30 protein-coding genes and 2 pseudogenes are annotated in these 24,136 nt (G+C 34.6%); 25 read left to right on the top strand and 7 right to left on the bottom strand.

Annotated features, from left to right (window positions below; genetic code table 11):
* The first annotated feature begins 94 nt into the window (after positions 1 to 94).
* From SB773_RS25875 to SB773_RS25835, 9 genes are all read left to right on the top strand, one after another.
* On the top strand, positions 95 to 511 hold the full coding sequence (locus SB773_RS25875) for a GNAT family N-acetyltransferase (RefSeq protein ID WP_016120345.1): 417 nt from the start codon (positions 95 to 97) through the stop codon (positions 509 to 511).
* A gap of 34 nt (positions 512 to 545) precedes the next feature.
* Positions 546 to 950, top strand: a complete 405-nt coding sequence (locus SB773_RS25870; protein WP_410592956.1) for a GNAT family N-acetyltransferase — start codon at positions 546 to 548, stop codon at positions 948 to 950.
* A gap of 15 nt (positions 951 to 965) precedes the next feature.
* Entirely contained in the window at positions 966 to 1,319 is a 354-nt protein-coding gene (locus tag SB773_RS25865) for an MmcQ/YjbR family DNA-binding protein (RefSeq protein ID WP_113770865.1), read from the top strand.
* Positions 1,320 to 1,411: 92 nt separating this feature from the next.
* Positions 1,412 to 1,798, top strand: coding sequence for a ribosomal maturation YjgA family protein (locus SB773_RS25860; protein WP_113770866.1), 387 nt, complete (start codon positions 1,412 to 1,414; stop codon positions 1,796 to 1,798).
* Positions 1,799 to 1,821: 23 nt separating this feature from the next.
* Positions 1,822 to 2,328, top strand: coding sequence for a DNA topology modulation protein (locus tag SB773_RS25855; protein WP_113770867.1), 507 nt, complete (start codon positions 1,822 to 1,824; stop codon positions 2,326 to 2,328).
* 60 nt (positions 2,329 to 2,388) lie between these two features.
* Positions 2,389 to 3,066 (top strand): formylglycine-generating enzyme family protein, encoded by a 678-nt coding sequence (locus SB773_RS25850; protein ID WP_410592955.1) that lies wholly within the window; start codon positions 2,389 to 2,391, stop codon positions 3,064 to 3,066.
* A 92-nt stretch (positions 3,067 to 3,158) separates the two neighbouring features.
* Positions 3,159 to 4,355: a macrolide family glycosyltransferase gene (locus tag SB773_RS25845; RefSeq protein WP_410592954.1), complete on the top strand. Its 1,197-nt coding sequence runs from the start codon at positions 3,159 to 3,161 to the stop codon at positions 4,353 to 4,355.
* A gap of 76 nt (positions 4,356 to 4,431) precedes the next feature.
* Complete coding sequence (locus tag SB773_RS25840) at positions 4,432 to 4,992, top strand: phosphatase (RefSeq protein ID WP_410592991.1); 561 nt, start codon at positions 4,432 to 4,434, stop codon at positions 4,990 to 4,992.
* Between the two features lie 438 nt (positions 4,993 to 5,430).
* On the top strand, positions 5,431 to 6,798 hold the full coding sequence (locus tag SB773_RS25835; protein ID WP_410592953.1) for a lytic polysaccharide monooxygenase: 1,368 nt from the start codon (positions 5,431 to 5,433) through the stop codon (positions 6,796 to 6,798).
* A 212-nt stretch (positions 6,799 to 7,010) separates the two neighbouring features.
* On the opposite strand, the gene SB773_RS25830 is transcribed toward SB773_RS25835, so the two are convergent.
* The 3 genes from SB773_RS25830 to SB773_RS25820 all read right to left on the bottom strand — a co-directional run bounded on the left by SB773_RS25830 (position 7,011) and on the right by SB773_RS25820 (position 8,538).
* Positions 7,011 to 7,445, bottom strand: a complete 435-nt coding sequence (locus SB773_RS25830) for a GNAT family N-acetyltransferase (RefSeq protein WP_002189834.1) — start codon at positions 7,443 to 7,445, stop codon at positions 7,011 to 7,013.
* Between the two features lie 105 nt (positions 7,446 to 7,550).
* Complete coding sequence (gene rpiA / locus SB773_RS25825; RefSeq protein ID WP_410592989.1) at positions 7,551 to 8,213, bottom strand: ribose 5-phosphate isomerase A; 663 nt, start codon at positions 8,211 to 8,213, stop codon at positions 7,551 to 7,553.
* A gap of 4 nt (positions 8,214 to 8,217) precedes the next feature.
* Positions 8,218 to 8,538, bottom strand: a complete 321-nt coding sequence (locus tag SB773_RS25820) for a 2Fe-2S iron-sulfur cluster-binding protein (RefSeq protein ID WP_001125405.1) — start codon at positions 8,536 to 8,538, stop codon at positions 8,218 to 8,220.
* Positions 8,539 to 8,681: 143 nt separating this feature from the next.
* On the opposite strand from SB773_RS25820, the gene SB773_RS25815 reads away from it, so the two are divergent.
* The gene (locus SB773_RS25815; protein WP_113734906.1) at positions 8,682 to 9,368 is read left to right on the top strand and encodes an RNA polymerase subunit sigma-70; all 687 of its coding nucleotides are present in this window, start codon (positions 8,682 to 8,684) and stop codon (positions 9,366 to 9,368) included.
* Between the two features lie 20 nt (positions 9,369 to 9,388).
* Complete coding sequence (clpP, locus tag SB773_RS25810; RefSeq protein ID WP_410592952.1) at positions 9,389 to 9,970, top strand: ATP-dependent Clp endopeptidase proteolytic subunit ClpP; 582 nt, start codon at positions 9,389 to 9,391, stop codon at positions 9,968 to 9,970.
* 53 nt (positions 9,971 to 10,023) lie between these two features.
* On the opposite strand, the gene SB773_RS25805 is transcribed toward clpP, so the two are convergent.
* Complete coding sequence (locus SB773_RS25805) at positions 10,024 to 10,881, bottom strand: glycine betaine ABC transporter substrate-binding protein (protein WP_002085124.1); 858 nt, start codon at positions 10,879 to 10,881, stop codon at positions 10,024 to 10,026.
* A 173-nt stretch (positions 10,882 to 11,054) separates the two neighbouring features.
* Here SB773_RS25805 and SB773_RS25800 point away from each other — a divergent pair, with 173 nt between their 5' ends.
* Positions 11,055 to 12,260, top strand: coding sequence for a quaternary amine ABC transporter ATP-binding protein (locus SB773_RS25800; RefSeq protein WP_002013036.1), 1,206 nt, complete (start codon positions 11,055 to 11,057; stop codon positions 12,258 to 12,260).
* A complete protein-coding gene (locus SB773_RS25795) occupies positions 12,253 to 13,089 on the top strand; it encodes an ABC transporter permease (RefSeq protein WP_002127727.1) in 837 nt (278 codons plus the stop codon). The genes SB773_RS25800 and SB773_RS25795 overlap by 8 nt, the downstream gene beginning before the upstream one ends.
* A 47-nt stretch (positions 13,090 to 13,136) precedes the next feature.
* Here SB773_RS25795 and SB773_RS25790 read toward each other — a convergent pair.
* Positions 13,137 to 13,372 (bottom strand): annotated as a pseudogene (locus tag SB773_RS25790) (hypothetical protein).
* Between the two features lie 215 nt (positions 13,373 to 13,587).
* Here SB773_RS25790 and SB773_RS25785 point away from each other — a divergent pair.
* From SB773_RS25785 to SB773_RS25755, 7 genes are all read left to right on the top strand, one after another.
* The gene (locus SB773_RS25785; protein ID WP_002085128.1) at positions 13,588 to 13,761 is read left to right on the top strand and encodes a glycine zipper domain-containing protein; all 174 of its coding nucleotides are present in this window, start codon (positions 13,588 to 13,590) and stop codon (positions 13,759 to 13,761) included.
* Between the two features lie 104 nt (positions 13,762 to 13,865).
* Positions 13,866 to 14,357 carry an HIT family protein gene (locus SB773_RS25780; protein ID WP_410592986.1) on the top strand — a complete coding sequence of 164 codons (492 nt, stop codon included), beginning with the start codon at positions 13,866 to 13,868 and terminating at the stop codon, positions 14,355 to 14,357.
* Positions 14,335 to 15,165: a PP2C family serine/threonine-protein phosphatase gene (locus tag SB773_RS25775; protein ID WP_410592951.1), complete on the top strand. Its 831-nt coding sequence runs from the start codon at positions 14,335 to 14,337 to the stop codon at positions 15,163 to 15,165. The genes SB773_RS25780 and SB773_RS25775 overlap by 23 nt, the downstream gene beginning before the upstream one ends.
* 69 nt (positions 15,166 to 15,234) lie before the next feature.
* Complete coding sequence (locus SB773_RS25770) at positions 15,235 to 15,558, top strand: DUF4181 domain-containing protein (protein WP_088033605.1); 324 nt, start codon at positions 15,235 to 15,237, stop codon at positions 15,556 to 15,558.
* A 28-nt stretch (positions 15,559 to 15,586) separates the two neighbouring features.
* Entirely contained in the window at positions 15,587 to 16,027 is a 441-nt protein-coding gene (locus SB773_RS25765) for an NUDIX domain-containing protein (RefSeq protein ID WP_113734912.1), read from the top strand.
* A 19-nt stretch (positions 16,028 to 16,046) separates the two neighbouring features.
* Entirely contained in the window at positions 16,047 to 16,427 is a 381-nt protein-coding gene (locus SB773_RS25760; RefSeq protein ID WP_088033609.1) for a DUF4181 domain-containing protein, read from the top strand.
* Between the two features lie 41 nt (positions 16,428 to 16,468).
* The gene (locus tag SB773_RS25755) at positions 16,469 to 17,065 is read left to right on the top strand and encodes a uridine kinase family protein (protein ID WP_088033611.1); all 597 of its coding nucleotides are present in this window, start codon (positions 16,469 to 16,471) and stop codon (positions 17,063 to 17,065) included.
* Between the two features lie 35 nt (positions 17,066 to 17,100).
* Here the strand turns inward: SB773_RS25755 and SB773_RS25750 are convergent.
* Positions 17,101 to 17,610: pseudogene (locus tag SB773_RS25750) on the bottom strand (GrpB family protein).
* A gap of 41 nt (positions 17,611 to 17,651) precedes the next feature.
* Entirely contained in the window at positions 17,652 to 18,497 is an 846-nt protein-coding gene (locus tag SB773_RS25745) for an oxidoreductase (protein WP_410592950.1), read from the bottom strand.
* 218 nt (positions 18,498 to 18,715) lie between these two features.
* Here SB773_RS25745 and SB773_RS25740 point away from each other — a divergent pair, with 218 nt between their 5' ends.
* From SB773_RS25740 to lpdA, 5 genes are all read left to right on the top strand, one after another.
* Positions 18,716 to 19,195, top strand: coding sequence for a DinB family protein (locus tag SB773_RS25740; RefSeq protein ID WP_410592949.1), 480 nt, complete (start codon positions 18,716 to 18,718; stop codon positions 19,193 to 19,195).
* A 169-nt stretch (positions 19,196 to 19,364) separates the two neighbouring features.
* A complete protein-coding gene (gene acoA / locus SB773_RS25735; protein ID WP_016091510.1) occupies positions 19,365 to 20,363 on the top strand; it encodes an acetoin:2,6-dichlorophenolindophenol oxidoreductase subunit alpha in 999 nt (332 codons plus the stop codon).
* Positions 20,364 to 20,380: 17 nt separating this feature from the next.
* On the top strand, positions 20,381 to 21,415 hold the full coding sequence (gene acoB / locus SB773_RS25730) for an acetoin:2,6-dichlorophenolindophenol oxidoreductase subunit beta (RefSeq protein WP_410592941.1): 1,035 nt from the start codon (positions 20,381 to 20,383) through the stop codon (positions 21,413 to 21,415).
* A gap of 27 nt (positions 21,416 to 21,442) precedes the next feature.
* Positions 21,443 to 22,642, top strand: a complete 1,200-nt coding sequence (locus SB773_RS25725) for a dihydrolipoamide acetyltransferase family protein (protein WP_410592939.1) — start codon at positions 21,443 to 21,445, stop codon at positions 22,640 to 22,642.
* 15 nt (positions 22,643 to 22,657) lie between these two features.
* A complete protein-coding gene (gene lpdA, locus SB773_RS25720) occupies positions 22,658 to 24,037 on the top strand; it encodes a dihydrolipoyl dehydrogenase (RefSeq protein ID WP_410592937.1) in 1,380 nt (459 codons plus the stop codon).
* The last annotated feature ends 99 nt before the right edge of the window (positions 24,038 to 24,136 follow it).

Below are 24,136 nucleotides of genomic sequence, written 5' to 3'. Positions count from 1 at the left end.
TTTGTTACATATGGTGGATTTGTATGGATTAGTCTATTGAAATGAAGAAATAAAAATATGTAAATATTATAAGAATTGAAAGGAAGAAGTACATATGAAACGTATAGAGAACGGTACTCGCACTGAAGGCGAATACATAAAAAATAAAGTAATTCAATATAACATGTCCACCTTAACAGATGAAGTAAAGCAACCAATGGAACAAGTAAGTTTCGTAGTGAAAGATGAGGAAGGGAAAATCTTTGGCGGGGTAACAGGAACGATGTATTTTTATCACCTTCATATCGATTTTTTATGGGTAGATGAATCAGTTCGTCATGGTGGATATGGAAGCCAATTATTACATAAAATCGAAGAAATCGCGAAAGAAAAAGGATGTAGACTAATATTACTAGATTCATTTAGTTTCCAAGCACCAGATTTTTATAAAAAGCATGGTTATCGAGAGTTTGGGATTGTTGAAGATCATCCTAAAGGTCATAGTCAGCATTTTTTAGAAAAAAGACTTTAATATAATTATATTATGTTTACTAGGAGAACGAAAAATGTACACTTATAAATCTCACCACGAACAGTCTATCTCTGCACAACAAATAAAAATGCTTTACGATTCTGTAGGTTGGTGGCCAGAAAGAAAAGAAATCGATATTGAAAAAATGTTAAAGAATAGCATAGCAATTGGGGTATGGAAAGAAAATGAGTTAATTGGGTTTGCTAGAGTCGTTTCAGATGGTGTTTTTCGAGCGTACATAGAAGATGTTGTCGTACATGAAAGTGTAAGAAATAAAGGCATTGGAGAGAATATGCTTACAATGTTACTGAAAGAGATATCTCATATTGATATTGTTAGTCTATTTTGCGGAGAGAAACTAATAAAGTTTTATGGTGAACAGCAATTTCAAGCGACGAAGCAAATTGTAATGCACCGCAATCAAATTGTGAAAGAATAAGAGGTGTCAGTAAGAATGAATGCAACAAGAGCGTACTGTTTATCGAAAAGAAAAGCGACAGAAGATTCTCCAGATGGCTGGAGTGCAACTTGTATGAGGATCAATAATAAAATATTTGCGATAGTGAACCATGAAGAGGGTGAAAAAGCTGCGATTACATTGAAATGTGATCCAGAACTTGCCTTGCGAATAAGAGAAGATTATCCGGAAACAATTATTCCTGGATATCATATGAATAAAAAACATTGGAATACTGTGTATATACATAAGGATGTAGAACAAGAACAAATTAATAAAATGATTGATTGGTCGTATGATTTAGTACTACAATCATTTTCAAAGAAAAAGCAGCAAGAGTTATTAGATTAAATAAAAAGTGAAGTCGACCATAAATAGCTAGTAAAATGATTATATTTTACTAGCTATTTACAGTTATAAATTATAAAATAGGGGATTTTGAAATGAATACGAAACGAAATAGATTACTATATGCAGTGTTTACTATAGTTGTTATTATTTTAGGTCTTAGTTCAAGAAAGTTTGCTTTTGCATTACCTGATTTATTAAATGACTACTTAGGTGATGCGTTATGGGCATTAATGATTTTCACTGGATTTGGGTTTTTGTTTCCTAAAATAGAAACGAAGAAATTAGCTTTTAATAGTTTGATATTTTGCTACGGGATTGAAATTAGCCAATTGTACCATGCGGAATGGATAGATAGCATTCGTGCAACGACTTTAGGTGGACTCGTATTAGGTTACGGATTTTTATGGAGTGATTTAGTGGCTTACACAATTGGTGTTGGAGTAGGAATACTTTTTGAGTTTATGTTACGGAAGAAATAAGGGATTTTAAAAAGGGGTCATTTATGAAAAAAATAATATTAATTGGTTCTGGTGGTTCAGGAAAATCTACATTAGCAAGGCAGTTAGGAAATAAACTAAAAATACAGGTGTATCATCTTGATGCGTTATTTTGGAAACCGAATTGGGTAGGTGTTCCGAGGGAGGAACACAGAACAGTTCAAAATGACTTAATTAAAGAAGAAAAGTGGATTATTGATGGGAATTATGGTGGGACAATTGACATAAGAATTAACGCAGCTGATACAATCGTTTTTCTGGATATTCATAGGACGATATGTGTTTATCGTGCTTTTAAAAGAATTGTGCAATATAGGAATAAAACAAGGCCGGATATGGGCGCTGGATGTGAAGAGAGGTTTGACTTGCAATTTTTTAAATGGATATGGGAATATCCTAAGTCAAAAAGACCTGCAATTGTAAAAAGACTAGATCAATTAAAAAAGGATAAAAGAGTTATTATTTTAAAAACTCCAAATGAGGTTCAACGATTCTTAAAGGAAGTGCAGTAAGTATAAATTGGTGCATTAAAAGAATTAAATTATGTTCTATTTTGAATTGGAGGGATAATATTGAATGAAATCATTCGCTCGATTGATTCTTATATGGTAAAAATCCCAGCAGGGGAGATAGTATTAAGAGACGATCGAATTAAAAGAGAATGGAAAGCACAAATTAAGCCGTTTCTTCTTGCACAATATACTGTAACGATGGAATTATATTATACTGTTATAAATGAATCATCAAATTCTTTTCTAGGCAATCATAAACCCGCTGTTAATACTTCTTGGAATGATGTGATTATATTTTGTAATTTACTTTCAAAAAAAGCGGGATTAAAAGAATATTATTCTATTAGTGATGGCGGTCAAAAGGTTAGTTGTAATGTAGAGTCCAACGGCTACCGATTACCTTCTGAGGCAGAGTGGCAATATGCATGTAAAGCAGGGACTACTGGGTATACATATGGAGAACTTGATAAGATAGCTTGGTATAATAAAAACTCGGATGGGAAAATTCATGAGGTCGGTAAAAAAGAACCGAATGCATGGGGAGTATATGATATGTTAGGGAACGTTTGGGAATGGTGTTATGATTTGTATGATGAAAAGGTATATGGATCGTACCGAATTTTTCGAGGCGGTAGCTGGGCTGAAGAAGCGAGAGGGTGCGGTGCTACTTGTCGCCGCCGTAGCCATCCTACATTTCATATAGATGATCTTGGGTTTAGGCTTGCTAGGTCAATTTAGCAGGAAAATGATACATATAACTCCGTAAAGAGTATGGAAAGTATCCATATTCTTTACAACATAGAAATTTTAAAATTTAAGGAGTGTTTTGAATGGCACGTGTTTTATTCATTAACACTGGATCAGAAGGACATATAAATCCAACATTACATGTTGTAGAAGAACTGATTTCTCGCGGTGAAGAGGTAGTTTATTTTTCAATAGAGGCTTTCAGGGAGCGTATTGAGAAGACAGGTGCTACTGTACGAACGATTGATGATCAAAAATTTATACAAGCATTTCTTTCCGGTGGTCGAAATTATTTACAGGAAAGAATAAACGGCCTTCTACATACAACGGATGTTGTAATACCTAGTGTTCTAGAACAAATTGAAGGTGAACATTTTGATTATATTATTCATGATTCGATGTTTGGCTGTGGCCGCTTAATTGCCCAAATTCTTAATCTTCCAGCCATAAATTCATGCACATCTTTTGCACAAGATGAAAAATCATTTAAACAAATGTTAGACCATCTTTCTAAAAATATCCCACTGGAAGTTCAGGATAGAATACATAATGATTTTGAAAACTTAACTAATGGAATTACAGAAAAATATGGTGTTGATATAAACTCACCGTATGAAGTTTTCTGTAATCCAGCTTCACTTACTATTGTGTATACAATTAAGGAGTTCCAACCTTTTGGGGATACATTTAATGAAACATTCAAATTTGTGGGTCCATCTATCTCTACACAAGTGAAAAATGAAGGTTTTGATTACACTTCAATTGAAGAAAAAAGCCTGATTTACATTTCATTAGGTACTGTTTTTAATGAAGCGCTTGATTTTTATAAACTTTGTATGAAAGCGTTCGAGAATAGTAAGCATAGAATTGTTATGTCTATTGGCAACAAAACGGAAATAAGTGATTTAGGTAATATCCCTAAAAACTTCATTGTGAAAAACTATGTACCACAAACTGAACTTCTCAAATATACGAAACTATTTATTACACACGGCGGTATGAACAGTACGCATGAAGGGATATATAACGGTGTTCCAATCGTTGTAATTCCGCAAAGTGCAGATCAGCCAGTAATCGCAAAGCAAGTGGAGAGTCTTGGGGCAGGAGTTAAATTGCAAATGCAAGGATTAACTGTGGATCAACTAAGTGAAAGTGTAGAAATAGTATTAAATAATCCGTCATGTAAAGAAGCTGCTTTGAATTTGAAGGAGTCTCTCCGAAAATCAGGTGGGTATAAGCAAGCGGCTGATGAAATTTTTAAATTTACAGGCTGTTATTAAAACTATACATGTGAAAGGGTGTCTATATTAAATGATATAGACACTTTTATGTTATATGAAGCGAGGAATTGATGAAATGGAAAGAATGAAAATACTAGATGTAAATTTTGCTGACATGACAGCTACACCATTTTTTCAAGTGGAGGCGAAAAATAGGATTAGATTCGATATAGAATTATTTGAGGGTAATTTGAGAGGATTAAGAGGGATTTTGACTGAACTTTTTAAAAGTCCTGATACAATTGATGTTTCATTTATTTCCGGTTACATAACATATGGTAAAAGTAAGAGAATAAATGAGAAAACAAAAATTGGAAGGTTCATGAAGATTAAGAATTGGGCAGAAACGAAAGTAGACGTTGATGATCTTGAAAGTACAATCATATTTACTACGATTAAAGGTACACATGAAGATGAAGTATATAAGTATTGCAAGTATGTCGTTAATGGTGGTCAGCAAGCGTATATTTCTTTTTATAACGATACTTATTTATTGTATATAAGTACAGACGTTATTGACATTGTTTCACCAGATACAAGTTTAATAGAAAAGTTAAAACTTCAATACAGTGAAGAATATGATAAGTTTTATGAAACTATATTGACGGATTCGGAAATGTTTACAAGTGATAAGTAATTTCAAAGTATTGATAGAAAGATATATGGAAACTGGAGATGGCACGTTGTTTTAAAATAATGTGATCTCACATTGCCATGCGTTTTAAGTTAACGATGAAGGGTTTCAAGACGACTTGGTGCAATTCATCCATATATATACCTAAAATTTTTCATTACAAGTACTACAATTTCTATTGCTCACTTTTACTTTATAAATTTAGGATGTAGTTTTACGTGTTAGTAGTAATTCCACTGTTTCTGCACAACTTCTGCACACATTTAGGTGATTTCTATGTCATGATATATTCCATAAGTGAAATATTTCACAAGAAATGAAATGTTTCTTTACGACGGTGTATGCATATTTACGCATACACGAAATAAGATTGACTCTTGTTATTCTTTTACATCAAAGCCCACATTACACTACGAAGTATAACAAGAAGGGGACAGGAACATGAATAATCGATTTTTAAAACAACTACAAAACTTGAAAATGAACAAAAAAAGTATAGGAGCTGTTGCATTAACAGCTGGAATTATCAGCACGACACTTATTCCTCAAAATGCATACGCGCACGGCTTTGTTGAAAAGCCTGGTAGCCGTTCAGCTTTATGTAGTCCAACTTATGGTGCTCTAAATGTAAACTGCGGAAGTGTTATGTATGAACCACAAAGTTTAGAAGCTTCAAAAGGATTCCCACAAGGTGGCCCAGTTGATGGGCAAATCGCTTCTGCAGGTGGAAAATTTGGCGGTATTTTAGATCAACAAACAGCAAATCGTTGGTTTAAAAATACAATCACTGGTGGGGAAAATACATTTACTTGGAAGTATACAGCACCTCACTTAACAAGCAAATGGCACTACTATATTACAAAAAAAGGATGGAATCCAAATAAAGCACTAACAAGAGCAGACTTTGAGCCAATTGGCACTGTACAACATGATGGTTCTGCAGCTTCAAATAATTTAACTCATAAAATCAATGTACCTACTGACCGTAGTGGATATCATGTGATTTTAGCTGTATGGGATGTAGCTGATACAGCAAATGCGTTCTATAATGTAATTGATGTGAATCTCATCAATAATGTGAAACCAGACACAGAAGCGCCAAGTATTCCAAATGGAATTCAGGCGCAAAAAGTAACAGCGAATAGTATAGAACTAACATGGAACGTTTCTACGGATAATGTAGGAGTAAAAGGGTACCAAATCTTCCGTAACGGAGAGATGATTGACACAGTACCAGGCACTTATTTTATTGATAAGAAATTACAACCAAGCACAGAATACACTTATACTGTAAAAGCAATTGACGCAGCTGGCAATGTATCGAAAGAAAGTACAGCGCTTACAGTGAAAACAACAGTTGAAGCTCCTGATACAGAAGCACCAACACAACCAAAAGGATTACATAGCATGGGAACAACAGCGTCAAGTGTGGATCTAATGTGGAGCCCATCTGATGATAACGTTGGAGTAGACTATTACGATATTTATAGAGAAATAGAAGGAACAATGAAAAAAATTGCAACATCCAATACGACTTCTTATATGGATAAAAATTTACTCGCTAATACTACTTATAAATATGCAGTGAAAGCAGTGGATGTAGTTGGAAATGAATCCGTACAAAGTGATACGTTCACAATTACTACAAAAACTGAAAGCGCTTCATATGAAGCGTGGGATGCAAAGAAAGCATATAAAAAGGAAGATAGAGTTTTACACGAGGGAAAAGTGTATGAAGCAGTCCAGAATTATGAAGGACATGGGGATCCAAACTGGATTTTTGCTTTATCCTTATGGAAAACAGTGTAAGCTTTACCTCAAAATGAAATGAAAGATGATGGGCTTTGATGCAAAAAAAGGAAGTTTGAGAGTTAACTTTGCTGCTTATAAAAAAGACGACGTATTCAGCGTCGTCTTTTTGTATTAATCTAGAATATTCATCAAAAAGACTTTCAAACGAATAAGCTACAGAAAGGTTACTATACGAATACATAATGTAGAATCATATAGTAACCTTTCTATTATGATAACACTTTCGTCATAAGAATATGTGGAATTCCATCTTCCATAAATACGTCGGAAGAAGTTTGATAGCCTAATTTTTCATAAAACCCTTCAGCTTGTGTTTGACCGTGTAGTTTCACTTTGTTTGCTTCTTTGTTACGAGCAATCTCTTCTAACTTTTGAATGATTACTTTGCCTAATCCGTATTTGCGATAGTCTTTTAAAATACAAATCCTTTCTAGTTTACCCATTCCGTCAACGAATCGTATACGGCCAGTTCCTACAGGAAGTTCATTATAATAAACTAATATATGTTTGCATGCCTCGCCAATTTGGTCATATGTATCGAATTCATCTTCAAGTGGGACACCTTGTTCTTTTACAAAGACTTCTTTTCGAATGTGAAAGGCAGTTTCTAAATCTGTAAGTTCTGTTATGAGTTTGGATTGCAAATTGTTCAGCCCTTTCTAGTGTGATATGAATGTGTTTTCATAGTATATCATACTGTAATGCTATAAAAGAAAAAACTGACTTGCAAAAGTCAGCCTTTAAAATGCTTAATATTCTTTTATACCGTTTTTTGTTCCGATGATCGCTTTGCTCGTCATATTGATAAATAATCCTGTTTCAACTACACCGGTAATCATCTTTAACTCTGTATGTGTATCATTTGGATTCAATATTTTGTTTGGAAAAATACAATCAATAATTAAATTGCCGTTATCAGTTATAAATGGTCCGCCATCTTTCATACGTAAACGCGTTTCGCATCCTAAAGATTGAATTCTCTTTTCAGTTTGCTTCCAAGAGAAGGGGATGATTTCAATAGGAAGTGGAAAGGTACCTAAATGTGAAACGAGTTTGGATTCATCTGCAATAATAATAAGTTCTTTAGAGGAGGTGGCAACAATCTTTTCGCGAAGTAATGCACCACCACCACCTTTTATTAATTGTAAATCATTATTGATTTCATCTGCTCCATCAATTGTGAGATCGAGTATATCGGCTTCATTTAAAGAGATTAGCGGAATGGATAATTGTTTTGCTAATACTTCAGTTTCTTTTGATGTCGGTGCAGCTTGAATAGATAACCCTTCTTGTACACGGTGACCTAACTTTTGTATCGTCCAATATACGGTTGAACCCGTACCAAGTCCAATCGTCATACCATCTCTTACAAAGCCAGCAGCATATTCGCCTGCAAGCTGTTTTAAATTCATCATTTTACTCCGCTGGGCGTGGTCCAGCATCTAAACCGGAATTTTCAACTGTAAGTATAGGGCGAACGGTAATATCTTTATGTACACGCATTTGGCACGATAATCGTAAGTGGTCTTCAATTCCTTTTTCCGTAATAGCTTGTTTTTCATCATTTGTCGCCTCACAAAAATCACCTGCAATGACTTCAACTCTACAAGTTGTACATCTTGCTTTGCCACCGCAACGATGAAGAATGTGTACACCGTTATCTTCAAGTGCTAATACTAATTTCGTTCCTTCTTTAATATCGAAAGTTCCGGTACCTTCAACTGTTAATTTTGGCAAATTGATTCCTCCTCATGTAAAATGCTATATAACATATTTATGACCCGTATTCATGAACATAAACATAAAATTAATTATAAGCCCCGTAACTTTTTTATTTGTTCAATCGTTTATTAAGTAAGCGCTGAAAAGGAGTGGTTATTTTGTGCACAAAAGTAACTCAGGTTTTAAAGGATCATATCGATATGAATCATTCAAATATAAATTTTTTAATTACACATTATGCAGAGGTAAAAAGATACTGTACGTTTTTGACGAAAAACAAATGGGATGGGGAAGACCTTGCCCAAGAAGCAATTTGCAAAGTTCTTCAAAAGTATAGTGAGAAGGAAATTTGTATAACGCTTCTGTATAAAATTGCTCGAAATCAATGGTTAGATCAAATGAAATCAAAATCCGTTCAAGAAAAGTTAGAACAGCAAAATACATTTGAAGAACCACATGGGAAAATTGCAGATTTGCATGAAATGGTAGGGAAAGTATTGTCTTCGTTAAATGTGCAACAATCCGTAATTTTATTATTGAAGGATGTTTTTCAGTATAGTATCGCGGATATTGCTAAAGTATGTTCGGTATCAGAAGGCGCAGTGAAAGCATCTTTATTTAGGAGTAGAAATAGGCTGAAAACTGTAAATGAAGAAGGCATTGAAATAGTGGAGTACACGGAAGATGTTGAAATCGTTGTAACTTCTATTCGAGAAGAAAGACCTGAATTGTTGACGAAACTTCTCCCAACAATAGATTTCACTAAGTTACCATCAATACAACCAGTGTTATTCTTCAGTATGAAACAATCTTCTTCTTACAGTTGTATGCTTAATGCGGCATAAAACAGATGGAGGGATTTATAATGAGTGTAATTCCTTACGTAATAGAACAAACGAAATTAGGAGAACGCTCCTATGATATATATTCAAGATTATTAAAAGACCGAATTATTATGATTGGTTCAGAAATTAACGATCAAGTTGCAAGCAGTGTAGTAGCACAATTATTGTTTTTAGAAGCGGAAGATGCAGAAAAAGATATATTCCTGTATATCAATAGTCCGGGTGGTTCAACGACAGCGGGATTTGCAATATTAGATACGATGAACCTTATTAAACCAGATGTGCAAACACTTTGTATGGGCTTTGCGGCATCATTTGGTGCGCTTTTACTATTAGCTGGCGCAAAAGGAAAAAGATTTGCGCTCCCTAACAGTGAAATCATGATTCATCAACCGCTCGGCGGTGTAAAAGGGCAAGCAACGGAGATTGAAATTACAGCAAAAAGAATATTAAAGTTAAAATATGATATTAACAAAATTATATCTGATCGAACAGGGCAACCAGTAGAAAAGGTAGCTCATGATACAGAAAGAGATTATTTTATGACGGCAGTAGAAGCGAAGGAATATGGAATTGTTGATGCAGTTGTTGAGAAAAAATAACGTAAAACAGGCTAGAGAATATACTAAATTCTCTAGCCTGTTTTTGTCATTCTTTATTCTTTTATCCATTCATCAACTAAAGCTTGATTCTTTTTTATCCATTTTCGAGCAGCTTCTTCTGGATCTTTCGTTTTATTTAACATGACCATTAACGTACCAAGTTGTTCATCGTTCATTTTCCATTGATCAAAGTATTTCACAATATCCGGATGATCTTTTTCGAAACCTTTACGAACTGAGTAATAAATGTCATCTTTTTCACCATATACTTTCTTAGGGTCTTTTAAATATTTTAAGTCAAATTCTGAAAAGCCCCAATGAGGATTCCAAAGCGTAACAGCAATTGGTTTCTTTTTCGTATATGCCTTCTTTAGTTCGCTCATCATCGCAGCTTCTGAAGATTGGACAAGTTTTAGTTTTATATCATATTCCTTCATTGCTTTATTCGTTAAATTCATTAGGCTACTACCAGGTTCAATCCCAACAATTTTATTATCTAGCTCATCTTTATGTGCATTTAAATCTTCAATACTGTTAACGTTTTTCACATAAGAAGGGACGACTAAACCAAGCCCAGTACCTTCATACCATTTTGATTTTAAGACGAAGTCATCTTTGTAACGGGCATTTAATGGTTTATCCGTAACAGGAAGCCATACTTCTAGATTCGCATCAACATCACCACGTGCGACGCCAGTCCATATCGCAGCTTTTTCTAAATACATGAGTTCAACTTTATAGCCTTTTTCTTCTAATAAAACTTTCCACATATTTGCGGTTGCAATATTTTCTTTCCAACTTGTTACACCAAGTTTAATTTTTCCTTTCGAATTTGCATTTGTTGCATTACAAGAAGTGAAAATCATACTAATAAATAGTAACAGACTTATAATCCATATTTTTTTTCGCATTCAAAACCTCCTGTGAAGCTTTTGCTTTTTATAAATTAATCTATAAGTGAACCTTCTTATTATGAACGGAAACAAGAATTTTTAAAGAAATCTTATATATGTCATTTTTATGTAATATTTCTCTGTAAAATCGCAACACTATGTAAATAGATGGGTAGAAAAGGAGTAGTGACATGGATAATACAAAGGTACGTGTTGAAAATGTAACAAAAGTCTTTGGGAAACATCCGCAACGAGCGCTTACCTTATTAAAAGAAGGAAAAAGCAAATCGGAAATTTTAAAGGAGACAGGAATGAACGTTGGTGTGAAAAAGGCAACGTTTGAAGTATACACTGGAGAAATTTTCGTTATTATGGGTTTGTCTGGTAGTGGGAAATCAACGCTAGTTCGAATGCTAAATCAATTAATCAAACCGACAGCCGGGCATATATACATAGATGGTGAAGACATCGCAACGATGGGAAAAGAAGAATTGCGAAGAGTAAGAAGGACGAAAATGAGTATGGTTTTTCAGAAGTTTGCTTTATTTCCACATCGTACGGTAATACAAAACGTTGCGTACGGGTTAGAAATTCAAGGAGTTCCAGTAGAGGAACGAGAAAATAAGGCGTTAGAATCGCTACAGTTAGTAGGACTCGATCATCATAAAGATAATTACCCTAGTCAACTTAGTGGTGGTATGCAGCAGCGTGTTGGAATTGCAAGGGCACTAACGAATAATCCAGATGTATTACTAATGGACGAGTCATTTAGTGCATTAGATCCACTAATTCGAAAAGAAATGCAAGATGAATTGTTAGAGTTACAAGATAAAATGGAAAAAACAATTATTTTTATTACACATGATTTAGATGAAGCTCTTCGAATTGGTGATCGTATCGCATTAATGAAAGATGGAGAAATTGTCCAAATTGGAACACCGGAAGAAATTATGATGAGCCCTGCAAATGAATTTGTAGAGAAATTCGTGGCGGATGTGAATTTAGGAAAAGTAATTACGGCAGAATCTATTTTAAAAAGACCAGAAACGTTATTAATCGATCGTGGGCCGCGTGTAGCTCTGCAAATTATGAGAAATGCAGGTGTTTCTACGGTATATGTTGTGAACAAAAAGTATGAGTTTTTAGGTATTTTAACAGCGGATGATGCAAGTAAAGCAATGAAAAAACAATGGCCAATTGCTGATTTATTACTTAATGATATTCCACACGTTTATCTAGATACATTACTGGAAGAAACGTATGCAAAAATGGCGGAGATGAAATATCCATTACCCGTAATTGATGAAAAGAAAAGGTTGAGAGGAATTATTAAACGTGAAAGTGTCATTCAAGCTCTTGCAGGTAACATTGAGGAAGAGGTGAAAGACGATGAATAATATTCCGCGCATTCCATTAGGCGAATGGGTCGATTCATTTGTTGCAAGTTTATATGAGCACTTTGAAGGCTTGTTCCGAGGATTCTCCTATATTATCGGTGGATTTGTTGATTTACTCACTAATTTTTTAACAATAATACCAGCCATAGTGATGATTATCATCTTATGTTTCCTCATTTGGTACACAACGAGGAAATTATCTTTAGTCATTTTTACGCTCATCGGATTATTATTTATTTTAAATATTAACTACTGGGCACAAACGATGCAAACATTAGCGCTCGTACTTACGTCAGTTATTATTTCAATTATTATCGGAATTCCCATTGGCATTTTAGCATCTCAAAATGAACGTTTCTCAAAATTTTTAAAACCGACATTAGATTTTATGCAAACAATGCCGGCATTCGTCTATCTCATTCCCGCGATAACATTTTTTGGAGTAGGCGTCGTACCAGGCATTATTGCTTCCGTTATTTTTGCTATGCCACCGACAATCAGATTTACAGACTTAGGAATTAGACAAGTTCCAGAAGATTTAATTGAAGCTGCGAATGCGTTTGGCTCTACCGCATCACAAAAATTATTTAAAGTACAATTACCGCTCGCAACCGGAACGATCATGGCTGGCGTGAATCAAAGTATTATGCTTTCGTTATCAATGGTTGTAACAGCTTCACTTGTAGGAGCGCCAGGACTTGGCGTCGATGTATATCGCTCTGTAACACAAGTAAATATCGGAATGGGATTTGAAGCTGGACTAGCTATCGTCGTGATTGCGATTATATTAGACCGAATTACGCAAGGGTTTTATACAAAAAGAAAATAATTCAAAAAACACACTTTATACTAAAAAGTGTGTTTTTTGAATTCGAATTACATCCGAACAATAACAGAACCTCCAGCTGGTGCACAAACTTGGTTTTGCTGTTGTTCCATTGATTTTATTAATTGATTATTTTCTTCGATTAATGAGATTAATTTAGCTAATTGGCTTTCAAGGCTTGCGATACGCTGCATCATGTATTGCGAATCATAATGCAGTGTATTCCTTACTGGATGGGGGAGTAAGCATATTGTTGATTTATATTTGGATTCCAATGAGGATACATTTGAATCGTTCCTCCTTCAATAAATTACTGATCTTTCTTATAGTAAATGCCTATGTATATGTAATGGTGACTTAAAAATTCTTTCAAACGAAGAGGATTATGTTGGGGGAATGGAAAAGTAATAAAGTACATTTTCTGGAAATTTTCAAGCGGAATAGCAAATATAATAGGAGACAGCAACGTTCATGTAAATGGATATTATATGGGGAGAAATTATGAGAGGAGATGCTATTTTGGCTAATAATAAAAAAAGAAATGATGCTATGACAATTGGTGTCGCTATAGGTGTTGTAATCGGTGTAATTCCTGGTGTATTTAATGATAATATAGCAATCGGAATAGCGATTGGGATTGCAGTTGGAATGGGGATTACGCTTTTGAAGAAATAATGAGTTGTAAATTATTTTAATGTGAAAATTCTCATTTCAAGAGATTGAATTTTTGGAATATAAAACCTATTTTTCCTTTTTTTATGATATTATATATGCAAAGGATGGTGATGGATATGCCAATAAACAATCAAGTAGAACAAAACTGCTTCATTTGTGAAAAACATAAAGGGAACATTACAGTTCCAGGTGGAGCTATTTACGAAGATGAACTCATTTACGTTGGACATGTCCATTGGGATGCAGAAGAAACATATCTTGGTTATGTAATGATTGATATAAAGAGACATGTACCTGTTCTCGCTGAATTAACTGAAGATGAGGCAAAGGCATTCGGACTGATAACAAGTAGAGTAAGTAAAGCGCTTAAAGAAAGCAAAGGTGCAGAACATATTTACAGTTTCGTTTCAGGTAATGGTGTACCACATTTGCATATGCACATTATTCCGCGTTATCCAAATACACCAAAAGAGTTTTGGTCACCGACTGAAGTAGCAAATTGGACTGGTGCACCACATGGAGATTCAGAGAAAATTAAAAAACTATGCGAAAGAATACGAAAGTATATGGTAAATGAGTATGCATACAACAAATAATACACAATATTCATGGGTTGGAAGTAGGGAAATGTGTTTAGACGAAGTTTCAGTAAAGCAATATGGTGATATCGTACTTGGTAAATACGGCGGGAATATAAGTGCCGGAGCAAAAAAGAATGAAGACGGTGCGTTAGTTTGGTCAAATGGTGATTGGGAATTCGCTGTTATATTAGATGGACATAATAGTGCAGAAAGTGTTGAATTGGTAGTACATACAATCGAAAAAGAATATGAAAATATAAAAGCGATTATGAAAGAATCAATTGAAACCGTATTTCAATCTGTTGAAAATTATATACTTACAATATTTCAATCCCCCTCATTTAAAGAAAAGTGCGAAAGGGTAAAAGGTGAAACTGCTTGCTTACTATGCGTAAGAAAAGAAAATTACATATGGTGGCTTTCCATAGGTGATTGCTTAGTTTATGTATTTCATGATGAATTACATAAATTAGGACAATATACATTGAATCAACGCCACTTTTACGAATGGATTGGAAATGTAAACACATTTGATTTACCTGTTCCTTGCTATTCTTCAGGAATTCATGAACTACGTACTGGTAACAATCGAATTGTAATGGTGACAGATGGGGTATTAGAATGTGGGGAACGCCGTTATGAAACACCATTAAATCTATATAACGATATGAATGAAAAAAATATAGAGCTTAAAGAAAATGTTCACAATGTTTTAGAACACGTTCATCATCAATTTGGGCGAGATAGTGCGACAATAATTAGTTGGGATGTTGAAAACAAAGAGGATTCTACGTATCCGAGTGATCAGCCGGATAAAAGGTAAAAGGAGGAGACATCACTGCTTTTAGTTAAAGGAATTTTATTAATAGTATGGATTATATTTTTAGTTGTTTTGGAAAAAGTAGTGAGAAAAAAATTAAATATACCGAAACAAACTGATTGGAATAGTAAATATGTAAACACCTCTCATAAATGGGGCACTAGGGTTCTTATCATTTGTTATATAATTGTTACGATGATATGTGCCACTTTAAATCCTATTTATATTAGTAATTTACCCATTTTATTTTTAATAACTTTATACTGCTTTCAATCATATATGGAATGGAAATTTGATAAAGAATCAAGGGAATATGTCATTTCTTTAGGAACGGTTCCATTATTAATAATAACAGGAATTATGCTTAATCTTTTCTTTTATAGCTATTGGATTTAATCATATGTGGAATGAATGGAGAGACAAAATGAAAATGCCTAAATTACGCGTTGAAGCAATGATTTTAAATGAAGATCATTCTAAAGTACTTGTTCAATGTGATGAGAACCAATCATTTTATCGTTTTCCAGGTGGCTCTATTGAATTTGGTGAAACAGCAAAAGAAGCAATAATTCGAGAGTTACTGGAAGAATACGATTTGAAAGTTGATGTTCAAGAGTTAGCAATTGTAAGTGAGCATATTTTTGAGTGGAAGAACGAAAAAGGACATCACTGTACATTGCTACATTGGGGAACTGTTGAAGAGATAATTACAAATGAAATAAGACATAAAGAACATGCGGATATTATATTAATATGGAAAAGTATAGAAGAATTAAAATCGAAGCCAACATACCCTGAAGGGATTGTAAGTTATTTAGAAGAGAATAACCGTAAAATAGTCCACTTTATTTCTAAAAATAAATAAAGTAATAGGAGGGATAACAATGGATACCTCTACAATTTTGATTATTATTATTGGACTGGGTATAGGTGGTTACTTTTTAGAACAGTTTTTAAGAAGAAAATTGAATATGGAGAAAAGAGGCTTATTTGGATATAAGCATGTGAATAGTTTACATGTAAAATTAGAAATAGGGCTTATTATTATTTATGTAATAGGTAGTTGTTATTATATGTTTAAATTTGAAAACTCTAAAATGGCTTATGTCATGTTCACTTATTTAGGAATATCATGGACTTTAAGAGCAGGGATGGAATGGAAGTATGATAGAGAATCAAAAGAATATATTCTTTCGATAACGGGATTGGTTGCATTTATATTGATGCTCTCAATACTATTTTATTTCGTTCCACCTGCAACATAAAACTTTAATAGTAGAATTTAAGAGATATAAGATCAATTAGGTTGGATTTAAACGTAATTTTAAAATGGGCTCATGAAAAATGTAAAGAGCAATCACTTATAATAATAGGTATTGATGGTTGTGGCGGTGCAGGAAAAAGTACGTTAGCTAGTAAAATAAAAAGTAAATTTTCCACTGTAACGATTGTTCATATGGATGATTTTTATTTACCATGTGCACAAATTGTAAATGAACATCCTACGAATAAATCAATTGGTGCAGATTTTGATTGGAAACGCCTTTTACAAGAAGTTTTAGATTCGATTAGTAATGGCGTTGAAGGCTGTTTTAAACGTTATGATTGGGAAACGGATTCTTTAGCGGAAGCTCATATTGTCCCTGCAAACGGAATTGTTATTATAGAAGGTGTATATGCAACACGTCAGGAGCTGGCTGAAGTGTATGATTTGAAAATATGGGTGAATTGCCCTCGTGAAACACGGATAAAAAGAGGGATTGCTAGAGACGGGGAAACAGCGCGTGATATGTGGGAAAACAATTGGATGGTTGCTGAAGATATGTATGTAGAAAGTCATAAGCCACATGAATTGGCAGATTTTATTATTGAAGGCACAAATAATGAGATAACTAATAAATAAGAAACCATTTACTGCTAAATGGTTTCTTATTTAATTTATGCATTTATTTTTGTTACAATGGATGTAATGAAATTTGTTTTATCCTCTGCATATTGATGTTTATCATTAGGATTAGCTCGTGAAAGTTGAATCTTTAACTGTTCATACTGTATACGAGAAGTTTTGTTGTCTATTAAGTAATCTCTGAATTGTAATTGTTCTATTAAATATTTGTTCCTTTGTTCATACATATGAATTTAATGAGTTCGTGGTTCGCCTTTATTAAAATAGTATCTTTCAGGCAGTACATCCTTTCTGTATTTATAGTTTAGTAGTTCTAACTTTTTAATACATTTTAAACCGTTCTTATAATCTTCTAGTTCAATTGCTATATCAATAATTGGCTTTGCACTTAAATATGGAATTGAAGTACTTCCAATATGGTGTATTGCTAAAATATGTTCGCCAATTTGTTCCTCAATGAATTGTTTCTCTTTTATAAACTCAATTTCCCATTCTTCAGTCCACGGAACTAAAAATACTTTTCCATACGGTAAACCTAACATTTAATTAGCACCTCTTTCAAAATGGTTATCAATAAAGGTAATTACATTTTCTTAAAGCTTTTCAAAACAAGGTACTCCCACAATCTCCAAGGAAGAATCTTCTTCGCAAAAATCATAAATTTTACACCTTTTCCAATTGGGTATCGTAATGTAGTACGCCTTGCTTCAGCAATTTCTACGATTTTATTGGCAACATCCATCGGATTACCAAGTGTATCGTTGCCATTGTTTATATGCTTTTGTATTTTATCTATATATTCTTTGTAAGGAGAGGTTGTATCAGATTGGTTTTCAGCTAATTGTTTACCAACTTCCCATATGTTCGTGTTATAAGAACCTGGTTCAAGTAAGGCAACATCTATTCCGAAAGGTTTTACTTCTAAACGAAGTGATTCACTCCAGCCTTCTAATGCATATTTTGAAGAAACATAAGGAGATAGACCAGGGAATCCGACTTGACCGCTAATACTGCTTATATTAATGATTTTTCCACTTTTTTGTTCTCTCATATATGGTAAAACAAGCTGAGTGATCGATATAGCTCCGAAAAGGTTCGTTTCAAATTGTTTACGATATTCCTCTACTGGAATTTCTTCTACAAAGCCCCCATTTGCATATCCTGCATTGTTTATGAGTAGGTCAACTCTATTAATTTCTTTTAAAAACAATTGGAAATTATGTATAGAATTTTGATCTGTTATATCTAATTGTTGAACTTTTATGTTTTGTTGTAATTTGAGTTTAGTAGCTTGAGCTAGTAAGTCTACTTGTTTCTCAAGATTGCGCATTGTAGCGATAACTAAATAATCTTTTTTTGCGAGTTCAAGTGTCGTTAATAGCCCGAATCCACTTGATGCTCCTGTAATAATCGCGATTTTTTTATTCATTGGTCGCTCGCTTTCTTTTTCTTTTATCATAACGAGTTATAGGAATAAAATCTATTAATCATGCATGTTGTTTTAATAAGATTATATGATAAAGTGCTTTTGTTTTTTCATTTATATATGTATTGGAATGATTTTAAAAAGGGAATTGTGTAGACTCAGCGTATATAGAGAAGTAAGTATTGTCTTAAAATAAATCTTTTTAATGGGGGGGAAGCAAAGTGTTCCATGTTAAAGATGTTTTAGCAGATCAGTTATTAGCAAATGCGAATGATCCGAGTTGGTATATTCCATTTTCAGATGCAGTGAAGGATTTATCTGAGAGAGAAGCTTTCTGGAAACCGAATGAAGAGAGTAATAGTATAGCTGAAATTGTACAACATTTACTGTATTGGAATACGACATGGCAAACAAGGTACAAAGAATCAAATGTTAATGCTGTGCCCGCTATTGGTGATAATAACAAAAGTTTTATGCTTTCAGATAATCAAACATTTGAAGAGTTAAGAGAAAAACTATTAGAGAAACTGTTACAATGGCAAAGTCTCATAAATGAAGACAAGGTTGAAAGTGATGTAATTGGATTTCCTGTATGTGCGAAGTGGTGGGAAGTATTAGCTAATGTAACGACTCATAACGCGTATCACATTGGTCAAATTATTTACATTCGGAAATTACAGAAGAGTTTTGATAATGAATAAGATAATAATTCTCAAATTAGGTGAACAAAAGTGGACAAAACGAGACAGATGTCTCATTTTGTCCACTTTTTTATTATGAAAGAAAAGAGAAAACCTATTAAATCAGGGATTAGAATTTGGCACAGTACTTGCAATATAAAAGATGAACAAGAAAATAGGAGGGCTGGACATGTTAAAAACAACTGAAAGTAAAGGGAATGAAATTACGAAAGAACAAGCTCGTTGGATGTATGAAAAAATGTTAGAGATTCGTAAGTTTGAAGACAAGGTGCATGAATTGTTCGCGCAAGGCGTTCTGCCAGGTTTCGTTCATTTATACGCTGGTGAAGAAGCAGTAGCAGTTGGTGTATGTGCCCACTTAACAGATAGTGACAGTATTACAAGTACGCATAGAGGTCACGGCCATTGTATCGCAAAAGGTTGTGATTTAAATGGCATGATGGCCGAACTTTTTGGGAAAGCGACAGGGTTATGTAAAGGTAAAGGTGGTTCAATGCATATTGCCGATTTAGATAAAGGAATGCTTGGTGCAAATGGGATTGTAGGCGGAGGTTTTCCACTTGCTTGCGGTTCAGCATTAACAGCTAAATATAAAGGAACGAAAGATGTAAGTGTTTGCTTCTTCGGTGACGGAGCAAATAATGAAGGAACATTCCATGAAGGGGTTAATTTAGCAGCGATTTGGAAGTTACCAGTTATTTTTATCGCAGAAAATAACGGTTACGGTGAAGCAACAACATTTGAATATGCGTCAAGTTGTGATTCCATTGCAGATCGAGCGAAAGCTTACAATATTCCAGGTGTTCAAGTAGATGGAAAAGATTTACTTGCAGTGTATAAAGCGGCGGAAGAAGCAGTAGAACGTGCGCGTAATGGCGGTGGTCCAACAATAATTGAATGTATGACATATCGTAATTACGGTCATTTCGAAGGTGAAGCGCAAACATATAAAACTTCAGAAGAAAAAGAAGAACATTTAAATGAAAAAGATGCGATTGTGAATTTCCGTAAGCATTTAATTCATGAAGCTTTATTAACAGAATCTGAACTTGTGGATATGGAAAAGGCAGTAGATGAAGCAGTGCAACAATCAATTGAATTTAGTGAAAATAGTCCATATCCGGAAGATGAAGAATTATTAAAAGATGTATACGTTTCTTACAAATAAGAGGAGGGTGAAAAATAATGACTAGAACAGTAAGTATGTCAACTGCAATTAATGAAGCGATGAAAATATCAATGCGTCGTGATGAAAATGTAATTTTAATCGGAGAAGATGTTGCAGGCGGTGCACAAGTGGATCACTTGCAAGATGATGAAGCATGGGGCGGTGTACTCGGTGTTACGAAAGGACTTGTACAAGAATTTGGTCGAAATCGTATTTTAGATACTCCAATTTCAGAAGCGGGTTATATGGGAGCGGCGATGGCAGCTGCTGCAACAGGTTTACGCCCGATAGCTGAATTAATGTTTAATGATTTTATCGGTAGTTGTCTTGATCAGGTATTAAACCAAGGTGCAAAGTTCCGCTATATGTTCGGTGGAAAAGCGAAAGTGCCAGTTACAGTACGTACGATGCACGGTGCTGGATTTAGCGCAGCGGCACAGCATTCACAAAGTTTATATGCGTTATTTACGAGCATTCCAGGTATAAAAGTTGTCGTTCCTTCCACTCCTTATGACGCAAAAGGCTTATTATTAGCGGCAATTGAAGATGACGATCCAGTAATCTTCTTTGAAGATAAAACACTTTACAATATGAAAGGCGAAGTACCAGAAGGGTACTATACAATTCCTTTAGGAAAAGCAGATATTAAACGTGAAGGTTCTGATGTAACAATCGTTGCAATTGGAAAACAAGTTCATATAGCACTTGCAGCTGCAAAGCAATTATCGGAAAAAGGACTCGAAGTAGAAGTAATCGATCCACGTTCTTTATCACCACTGGATGAAGATACGATTTTAGCATCTGTTGAAAAAACGAATCGCCTGATTGTTATTGACGAAGCAAATCCAAGATGTAGTATCGCAACAGATATTGCGGCAATTGTAGCGGATAAAGGATTCGATTTGTTAGATGCACCTATTAAACGAATTACAGCACCACATACACCAGTTCCGTTTTCGCCACCACTTGAAAAGTTATATTTACCAACGCCGGAGAAAGTAATTGAAACTGTATCAGAAATGATCGGAGACCAATCTTTATTACGTGTGTAATGAAACGATGAGAAGGGAGAGAGAAACATGGCTGTAGAAGTTGTAATGCCGAAGTTAGGTATGGCGATGAAAGAAGGTATTATTACGAGCTGGAATATTAAAGCAGGTGATAATGTAGAAAAAGGTGAACTAATTGCTAGTATTAACTCGGAAAAAATCGAAACTGAAATAGAAGCACCAGCTGATGGAACTGTTCTTGATATAGCTGTAAGTGAAGATGAGGGAGTGCCGCCGGGTACTGTAATTTGCTACATCGGTAAACCGGACGAAAAAGTAGAAGTTCATGAAAACATACATGTTGTAGAAGAAAGAGCATCTAATCCAGAACCTAAAAAGGTACAACATCCAGAACCATATGCGATAGATGTGACGAAGCAAAGAGTTAAAATATCTCCAGTAGCAAAGAAAATTGCAAAAACTGAAAATCTCGATATTAGATCATTAATTGGTACAGGACCTGGCGGAAGAATTACAAAGGTAGATGTATTAAAGGCGCTTGAAGAAAGGGTAGCAATTCCAGAAGTACTTGAACAAGAAGAAAGTAAAGTCATTCCTATTACTGGTATGCGAAAAGCAATTGCGAACCGTATGCATGCAAGCTTACAAAATAGTGCGCAATTAACATTAACGATGAAAGTAGATGTTACAGATTTAGTTGCTTTACATAAAGAAATAGCGGAAGTTGTACAAAAACGATACGATAACAAACTAACTATTACTGATTTCGTTTCTCGTGCTGTTGTATTAGCGCTTAGAGAGCATAAAGAAATGAACAGCGCGTATATAAATGATGCCATTCATCAATTTGAACATGTTCATTTAGGTATGGCGGTCGCGTTAGAAAAAGGATTAGTCGTTCCAGCTATTCGCTTTGCTAATAATCTATCTTTAGTAGAGTTATCTAAAGAGATTAAAAATGTGGCACAAAAGGCACGAGCAGGCAGTTTAAGTAGTGATGATATGCAAGGGACAACATTTACAATTAGTAATTTAGGTAGCTTCGGTATTGAATATTTTACGCCAGTATTAAATACACCTGAAACTGGTATTTTAGGTGTAGGTGCAATTGAACATGTTCCTGTATATAAAGGGAAAAAATTAAGAAAAGGAAGTATGTTACCTTTAAGTTTAACATTCGATCATCGTGTACTAGACGGTGCACCAGCAGCTGCATTTTTACGCACAATTAAAGAGTATTTAGAAGAGCCTGTAACAATTCTTTTATAAAGAGAAGGTGAGAAAATGAGTAATTTAGTTGTTATTGGGGGCGGACCTGCTGGTTATGTAGCGGCAATTACCGCGGCTCAAAATGGAAAAGATGTCACTCTTATTGATGAAGCTGATCTTGGCGGGACTTGTTTAAATGTCGGTTGTATGCCTACGAAATCATTGTTAGAAAGTGCGGAAGTGCATGACATTGTGAGAAAAGCGAATAATTATGGAGTTACACTTAACGAAGGAAGTATATCAATTGATTGGAAGCAAATACAGGCGAGGAAATCACAAATCGTAACGCAGCTCGTCCAAGGAATCCAATATTTAATGAAGAAAAATAAAATAAAAGTTATACAAGGTAAAGCGAAATTTGAAACGGATCACCGTGTGCGAGTTACACATGGTGATAAAGAAGATGTAGTAGTTGGAGACCAGTTTATTATAGCGGCAGGATCAGAACCAACTGAATTACCTTTTGCTCCATTTGATGGGAAGTGGATTTTAAATAGTAGTCATGCAATGTCCCTAGAAAATATACCAAAATCATTATTCATCGTTGGTGGTGGTGTAATAGGTTGCGAGTTTGCAAGCATTTATAGTCGTCTTGGAACAAAAGTTACGATTGTTGAAATGGCATCGCAATTATTACCTGGTGAAGATGAAGATATCGCACAAATTTTAAGGGAGAAACTAGAAAATGATGGCGTAAAAATATTTACAGGAGCGGCTTTAAAAGGATTAAATAATTATAAGAAGCAGGCTTCATTTGAATATGAAGGAAGTATCCAAGAAGCCAACCCGGAATTTGTTCTCGTTTCTGTAGGTCGAAAACCACGTGTACAAGAATTAGCTTTAGAAAAAGCAGGCATTCAATTTCCGAATAAAGGAATTTCTGTGAATGAACATATGCAAACAAATAGATCACATATTTACGCAGCGGGTGATGTGATTGGTGGAATACAGCTTGCTCACGTTGCCTTCCATGAAGGAACGACAGCGGCATTACACGCGAGCGGAGAAGATGTGAAAGTAAACTATCATGCTGTACCTCGCTGTATTTATACAGCTCCAGAAATTGCTAGTGTCGGTTTAACAGAAAAAGGAGCAAGAGAGCAATACGGTGACATCCTCATCGGAGAATTCGCATTTACAGCGAACGGAAAAGCGCTTATTATTGGAGAACAAACGGGGAAAGTAAAAGTTATTGTGGAACCTAAATATCAAGAAATTGTAGGGATTTCTATTATCGGTCCTCGTGCAACCGAACTAATCGGACAAGGAACGGTGATGATTCATACAGAAGTAACCGCTGATATAATGAGAGATTATATTGCAGCACATCCAACTTTATCTGAAGCAATCCATGAGGCATTATTGCAGGCGATAGGACATGCTGTACATGCTTGAAGGTAAAAAGACCAGTCTAATATGATATTATCCCCTTTAGGTAGACAGTGTAAAAAAGACCATATACACACATGGATGTTACACTATTACTTGGAGGGG

It is taken from the genome of Bacillus sp. SIMBA_074 (genome assembly GCF_046534555.1).
GTDB lineage: Bacteria > Bacillota > Bacilli > Bacillales > Bacillaceae_G > Bacillus_A > Bacillus_A mycoides.
The sequence above is the reverse complement of the archived record's forward strand: the minus strand, read 5'-3'. Positions and strand labels throughout refer to the sequence as shown.